The following is a 6,259-nucleotide window of genomic DNA, read 5'->3' as shown; positions in this document are numbered from 1 at the left end:
CCCCGGATCCCCACCCCCCGCATCAAGGAGGCGCGATGTCCGTACACCGGCTCACACTCGGGGACGTGCTCGGCGAGCACCGGCGCGGCCGGCCGCTCGGGACCGCCGCCGTGGACGGCGACGTCCGCCTGACCTATCCGGAGCTGGACGCGCGGGTGGACCGGCTGGCCGCCGCGCTCGCGGCGGACGGGGTCGGCGCGGGCGACCGGGTGCTGTGGCTCGGCCGGAACTCGTTCCGCGTCCTGGAGCTGCTGCTCGCCGCCGGACGCCTCGGCGCGATCTTCTGCCCGGCCAACTGGCGGCAGACGGCCGACGAGCTGGCCCACGTCCTGGACGACCTGACCCCCTCGGTCGTCGTCTGGGAGGAGTCAGAGGCGGTGGAGAAGGCCCGGGGCCAGGTCTCCCTGGACGCCCGCTGGGTGCGCTCGGGCGAGGAGTACGAGGCGTACCTGCCCGGCTCCGCGACGGCCCCGTCGATAGAGGTCTCCCCCGACGCCCCCGTCCTGGCGCTCTACACGGCCGCGTTCGACGGCCGTCCGAACGCCGCGCTCCTCAGCCACTCCGCGCTGATCGCGCACAGCATGTCGCTGCTGCACGTCCGGCAGATGGAGGACGGCTTCGCCTTCCTCGCCTGCGGGCCGCTCTTCCACGTGGGCACGATGATGTTCACGCTGGCCACGTTCCAGATCGGCGGCAAGCTCGTCTTCACCCCCGCCTACGAGCCCGCCGAGGTCTGCCGCCTGATCGAGGCGGAGCGGTGCACCCAGGCGTTCCTGTTCGGCCCGATGATCGACGGCCTGGTCGAGGCGAACAGCGGCGGCGCGCACGACCTGTCGTCCCTGCGCTTCGTCTCCCACTCCCCCGCCTGGGACGCGATGATCACCGTGGACGACAGCCCGTGGTGCGCGTCCGGGATGGGCGGCTACGGCCAGACGGAGGTGGGCGGCATGCTCACCTTCCTCGGACTCGGCATGGGCGGCGCGGGCCAGGCGGGCCGCCCGTCCCCGCTCGTCCACGTCCGGATCCTGGACCCCGCCGGCGAGGAGGTCGCGCCGGGCGAGGTCGGCGAGATCTGCGCGCGCGGGCAGAGCGTCTTCTCCGGCTACTGGAACCGTCCCGAGCTGAACGAGGCCAAGGCCGCGGACGGCTGGCACCACACCGGCGACCTCGGACGCCGCGAGCCCGACGGCACCCTCACCTTCATCGGCCCCCGCCTCCGCATGATCAAGTCGGCGAACGAGAACATCTACCCGGCCGAGGTCGAGCGGGCCCTGAAGACCCACCCGGCGGTCGCGGACGCCGCGGTCATCGGCGTCCCGGACGAGCGCTTCGGCCAGTCCCCGAAGGCCGTCGTGGTCCTGGCGGACGGCGCGTCCGCGACCGCCGAGGAGATCATCGAGCACGTCCGGGGCGAGATCGCCTCCTACAAGAAGCCCCGCGAGGTCGAGTTCGCCGCCGCCATCCCCAAGCGCGGCCACACCCCCGACTACGACGCCTTGGACGAGGCCCACGGCGGCGGCGCCTACCCCGGCACCTGAGCTTCGCGAGCGGAGGTCACAGGACGGCGACCGGGTTGATGGGGCTCGCGGTGCCGCCCTCGATCCGGAGCGGGGCGGCGACGAAGAGGAAGTCGGTGCGGGCGGCCACGGCCAGCTCCTCCAGCCACAACATCTCGGCGAGGTGGATCCCGTGCCGCCAGAGGAGGATCATGTGGAGGTCGTCGGCGAGGCCCTCGTCGGCGAGCTGGCGCTCGTTCAGGCCGCCGATCGCGGCGTTGTCACCGGCCACCAGCGAGACGTCCCGCTCGGCCAGCCAGCGGCCCCCGGCCGCGGACAGGCCCGGCTGGCCCGCCCAGTACGCGTCCGGGCCGTCCTGCCAGACGAGCGGCCAGCCGGTGCGGACCACGGCGATGTCGCCGGGACGGACGTCGACGCCGCACGCCTCCAGGTCGTCCGGGCCGATCCTGTCGGTGGCGGAGAGGTGGCCCACGCCGCGCAGGGCGGGGACGTCGAAGAAGACGCCGCGCCCGACGACCGGACCGGCCTTGTCGATGCCGCAGCGCTGCGCGCCGTAGGAGCGGACCCGTCCGGCCGGGTGGCCGTTGTAGAGCTCGTCGCCCGACCACATGTGGCACAGCGCGTCCATGTGCGTCGTGGTGCCGTGCGGGGTCACCACCAGTGCGTCGTCGGACATCTTCAGGCCCGCGCCGATGGCCCGCGTGCCCGCCGCGTAGTCCCCGCCGTCCACCGACATGAAGTGCTGGGGCAGGGGCCTGCCCCTCAGGTGCGGGACGGTCGTGGGCGCGGGCGACGAGGTGGCCCCGCGGATCGGCATCGACAGGCTCAGCGTCCGCCCCTCGCGGACGCATCCGGCCGCCGCCACCACCGCCTCCGGGGACAGCAGGTTGAGGGTGCCGCGCTCGTCGGCGGCACCCCAGCGTCCCCAGTTGTTGGACTCTTCGAGCATGATTCTAGAAACCTCCGTTGAAGGGACGCGCATGAGCACTTCCGTCCAGGGCCACTGCGATCCGGCGTTCGCCGCCGTCCGCGAGGTGTTCGAGCGGAACTTCGCCGAGGGACGGGAACTGGGCGCCGCCGTCGCGGTGTTCGCGGGCGACCGCAAGGTCGTGGACCTGTGGGGCGGTGTCGCCGACCGCCGGACGGGACGCGAGTGGCTGCCGGACACGCCGTGCTTCGGATTCTCCTGCACCAAGGCCGTGACGGCGACGGCGGCGCTGCTGCTCGCCGAGCGCGGCGCGTACGAGGTGGACGGCCCGGTGACCGACTGGTGGCCGGAGTCCGGCGCCGGGGGCAAGGAGGGCGCGACCGCCGCGCATCTGCTGTCGCACCAGGCGGGACTGCCCGCGTTCGCCGACCCGGTGTCGGCGGAGGAGGCGGCAGACCCCGCGGCCCTCGCCGCCCGGCTCGCCGCGCAGAAGCCGGAGTGGACGCCCGGCGAGGCCCACGGCTACCACGCGCTGACCTACGGCTGGCTCGCCGGAGAGATCGTGCGGCGGCACGCGGGCAGGCCGGTCGGCGCGTTCGTCCAGGACGAGTTCGGACGCGGCGCCGACCTGTGGATCGGCGCCCCGGACGAGGTCATCGAGCGCGCCGCCAAGCTGTCCGCCGGACGCCGCGTCCAGGGCTCTGACCTCTCCGGACGCGGCGTCCAGGACGAGGCCGACTCCCCCAAGGTCGTCGAGGACGGCGACGTGCTGGCGCGCCTGGCCGGGGCGTTCACCGATCCGCAGAGCCCGATGAACCGGGCCGTCAACAACCCGCACCCGGGCAAGGGCGGCTTCAACAACCCGGTCGTGCTGCGCGCCGGCTGGCCGTCCGCCGGGATGATCGCGACCGCGCCCGCGTTCGCCGGCTTCTACCGCGACCTCGTGGCGGGCCGGATCCTGCGCCCCGAGACGCTCCGCGACGCGATCCGCCCCAGGGTCGGCGGCCCCGACCGGACGATGGTCGTCGACAGCGCGTTCGGGCTCGGCTTCATGCGTCCGGCGCAGATCTTCTTCACCCCTGCCGCCGGACTGGACACGGCGTTCGGGCACACCGGCGCGGGCGGCTCGATCGGACTCGGCGACACCGAGGCCGGGCTCGCCCTGGCCTACCTGCCCAACCTCATGGGCGACCAACTGTCCGGCGACCTGCGCGCCTACCGGCTCATCGAAGCGGCCTACGCGTCGCTGTCCTGAGGCCGGATTCACTGCATCGTGATTCCGCCGCTGACCGAGATGGTCTGGCCGGTGATGTAGCCGGCGCGGTCGGTGCAAAGGAAGGCGACGAGACCGGCGATGTCGTCCGGGCGGCCTATGCGACGCAGAGGGATCTGCTTGGCGAGCTTGTCGAGAAGCCCCGGATGCTCGTCCGACACCGCCCGGACCATCGGCGTGTCCGTCGGCCCTGGGCACACGATGTTGGACGTGACGCCGCCGCGCGCCGCCTCACGCGCGAGAGTCTTGGCGAGGCCGAACAGGCCCGCCTTCGTGGCCGCGTAGGCGCCTTCACCGCCCGAGCCCGCGCGCGCGCCGTCCGAGGAGATGAAGACGAGGCGGCCCCAGCCGCGCTCGGTCATGCCGGGCAGCAGGGCGCGGGTGAGCTGCATGGGCGCGCGCAGGTTGATCCGCCACATGAGGTCCCAGTGGGCGGGGGCACTGTCCACGAACGGCTCGACGATGCTGACCCCGGCGTTGTGGACGAGCACGTCCACCGGCCCCACCTCGGCGGTGAACGCGTCGATGGCCTCCGGATCGGCCAGGTCCACGCGGAACGCCGCGCCGCCGAGCGCCTTCGCGACCTCCCCGGCCGCGTCCCCGTCGAGGTCGGCGACCACGACCCGGGCGCCGAGCGCGGCGAGGTCGGCGCAGATCGCCCGGCCGATGCCGCCCGCGCCGCCGGTCACGACGGCCGTGCGCCCGTCCAGCCTCATCCCGTCCATGCCCACCCCGTCCGTGCTCACCCCGTCCGCGTTCACCTCGTCCGCGCCCGCCCCGTCCACGCTCACCTCGTCCACGCGGCCGCCTCCAGTTCGGTGCTCGTCGTCCGGGCGGCGAGCAGGCTGATCGTGTTCGCCAGGACGGCGTCGCCGTACGCGGCGGGCATCCCGGCGACGGCGTCGGTGAGGACCACCGCGCGGTAGCCGAGGTTCACCGCCTCCAGGCACAGCCCGGGGATGCCGAGGTTGAGCGACAGCCCGGCGGCCACGACCGTGCGGACGCCGAGCGCGCGGAGCGTCTGGTCCAGGGACGTCCCGGTGAACGGGGAGAACCCGTGGTAGCGCCGCGACTCCAGGTCGGACGGATCGGACAGCTCCGGCAGCACCTCGACGGCGCCCGTGCCCTCTAGCATGTGCGCGGGGTCTTTGAGCAGCGCCTTGATGAAGGGGCAGTTGCCGGTATGGCTGCCCGCCCGGTCGGCGCGGAAGGCCGCGGTGCACTGCACGACCCGCACGCCGGACGCGCGGGCGGCGGCCGCGGCCCGGGCCGCGTTCGCCACCACGTCCCGTTCGGCGCAGCTCCTCACCAGCTCCGGGAATCTGGCCAGGTCGCCGACGACGCCCCGCTGCATCTCCATCACCAGCAGCGCGGTGTGCCGCGGATCGGCCAGCTCCGCAAGATCGATCGCCATTCCCCCCACGATACTGACCTAGCATTTGCTTGGGTAGGTGTCGCGGTAGCGTGCCGGTCCATGGAGGTACGCGACCTGCACCCGTGGCCCGCCACCCCGGCGGAGGCGGAGGCGATCCAGGACGCGCTGCGCCCGATGCTCGACCTGGACGCGCCGGGCCCCACCTCGCCCCGCACGGTCGCCGGCCTCGACGTCTCCTACGCGGGCGACGGCGGCGGCACCGGGACCCGCCTGGCCGCCGCGGTCGTCGTCCTGGACGGGACGACCCTGGAGGTGCTGGAAGAGTCGGTCGCCGTCGGCACCGCCGCGTTCCCCTACGTCCCTGGCCTGTTCGCGTTCCGGGAGCTGCCCGCGCTGATCGAGGCGCTGCGCGCCCTGAGAACGGTCCCCGACCTGCTGGTCTGCGACGGGTACGGCGTCGCGCACCCCCGCCGGTTCGGGCTGGCCTGCCACCTCGGCGTCCTGACCGGCCTGCCGGCGATCGGCGTCGCCAAGACCGGCTTCGTCGGCGCCTACGAGCCGCCGGGCGGGCGGCGCGGCGACGCGAGCCCGCTCGTCGACGGCGGCGAGGTCGTCGGCCGGGTCCTGCGGACGCGGGACGGCGTGAAGCCGGTGTTCGTGTCCGTGGGCCACCGCACGGACCTCGACGCAGCGTGCCGCGCCGTCCTCGCCCTGACGCCCGCGTACCGCCTGCCGGAGACGACGCGCCGCGCCGACCGCCTCTCCCGCGACGCCCTCACGGCCTGACGCCCTCACCGCCTGACGCCCTCGGGGCCTGACGCCCTCGGGGCCTGACGCGCCCCGCCCCGGCGCCCACCTGCGGGTTCCGCCGCTTGACCATTGCCTTTACCGGACGTCCTGGCATGATGGAGATCCGGCCCGCACCACCGCTGGACGGCGCCCATGGACACCCGGCCGAGGCGAGCCGATGCCCGCCGCAACTACGAGCGTCTGGTCGCCATGGCCCGCGCGGCCTTCACCGAGCACGGCACGGGCGCGTCCCTCGACGACATCGCCAAGCGCGCGGGCGTGGGCTCCGGCACCCTGTACCGCCACTTCCCCAGCCGCGACGACCTGCTCCACGCCGTCCCTGTCTCTTATACCCATCTCCGAGCCCACCCATCTCC

Annotated in this window: 7 protein-coding genes; 4 read left to right on the top strand and 3 right to left on the bottom strand. The window is 74.0% G+C overall.

From position 1 onward, the window contains the following. Nucleotides 1-35: 35 nt before the first annotated feature. Entirely contained in the window at nt 36-1,538 is a 1,503-nt protein-coding gene (locus E1298_RS42725) for an AMP-binding protein (RefSeq protein ID WP_131903096.1), read from the top strand. 16 nt (nt 1,539-1,554) lie between these two features. Here the strand turns inward: E1298_RS42725 and E1298_RS42720 are convergent, their stop codons facing one another. Continuing rightward, nucleotides 1,555-2,466 carry a cyclase family protein gene (locus E1298_RS42720; protein ID WP_131903095.1) on the bottom strand — a complete coding sequence of 304 codons (912 nt, stop codon included), beginning with the start codon at nt 2,464-2,466 and terminating at the stop codon, nt 1,555-1,557. Nucleotides 2,467-2,497: 31 nt separating this feature from the next. Between E1298_RS42720 and E1298_RS42715 the strand changes: the two genes are divergently transcribed. Beyond that, complete coding sequence (locus E1298_RS42715; RefSeq protein ID WP_131903094.1) at nt 2,498-3,700, top strand: serine hydrolase domain-containing protein; 1,203 nt, start codon at nt 2,498-2,500, stop codon at nt 3,698-3,700. A gap of 8 nt (nt 3,701-3,708) precedes the next feature. On the opposite strand, the gene E1298_RS42710 is transcribed toward E1298_RS42715, so the two are convergent. Continuing rightward, a complete protein-coding gene (locus tag E1298_RS42710) occupies nt 3,709-4,443 on the bottom strand; it encodes an SDR family NAD(P)-dependent oxidoreductase (RefSeq protein WP_131903097.1) in 735 nt (244 codons plus the stop codon). 62 nt (nt 4,444-4,505) lie between these two features. After that, nucleotides 4,506-5,132, bottom strand: a complete 627-nt coding sequence (locus E1298_RS42705) for an isochorismatase family protein (protein WP_131903093.1) — start codon at nt 5,130-5,132, stop codon at nt 4,506-4,508. A 60-nt stretch (nt 5,133-5,192) separates the two neighbouring features. On the opposite strand from E1298_RS42705, the gene E1298_RS42700 reads away from it, so the two are divergent. Together E1298_RS42700 and E1298_RS42695 are read left to right on the top strand one after the other, a co-directional pair. Further along, nucleotides 5,193-5,879, top strand: a complete 687-nt coding sequence (locus E1298_RS42700; protein WP_131903092.1) for an endonuclease V — start codon at nt 5,193-5,195, stop codon at nt 5,877-5,879. Nucleotides 5,880-6,035: 156 nt separating this feature from the next. Beyond that, a partial coding sequence (locus tag E1298_RS42695; RefSeq protein WP_131903091.1) for a helix-turn-helix domain-containing protein occupies nt 6,036-6,259 on the top strand: 224 nt, incomplete at its 3' end.

This window comes from Actinomadura rubrisoli (assembly GCF_004349215.1).
Lineage (GTDB): Bacteria > Actinomycetota > Actinomycetes > Streptosporangiales > Streptosporangiaceae > Spirillospora > Spirillospora rubrisoli.
The sequence above is the reverse complement of the archived record's forward strand: the minus strand, read 5'-3'. Positions and strand labels throughout refer to the sequence as shown.

What these genes read in the sequence shown, in the direction of transcription:
- E1298_RS42725 (WP_131903096.1), top strand. Translation starts at nt 36, where the DNA reads ATGTCCGTACACCGGCTCACACTCGGGGACGTGCTCGGCGAGCACCGG.
- E1298_RS42720 (WP_131903095.1), bottom strand. Translation starts at nt 2,466, where the DNA reads ATGCTCGAAGAGTCCAACAACTGGGGACGCTGGGGTGCCGCCGACGAG.
- E1298_RS42710 (WP_131903097.1), bottom strand. Translation starts at nt 4,443, where the DNA reads ATGGACGGGATGAGGCTGGACGGGCGCACGGCCGTCGTGACCGGCGGC.
- E1298_RS42700 (WP_131903092.1), top strand. Translation starts at nt 5,193, where the DNA reads ATGGAGGTACGCGACCTGCACCCGTGGCCCGCCACCCCGGCGGAGGCG.
- E1298_RS42705 (WP_131903093.1), bottom strand. Translation starts at nt 5,132, where the DNA reads ATGGCGATCGATCTTGCGGAGCTGGCCGATCCGCGGCACACCGCGCTG.
- E1298_RS42715 (WP_131903094.1), top strand. Translation starts at nt 2,498, where the DNA reads ATGAGCACTTCCGTCCAGGGCCACTGCGATCCGGCGTTCGCCGCCGTC.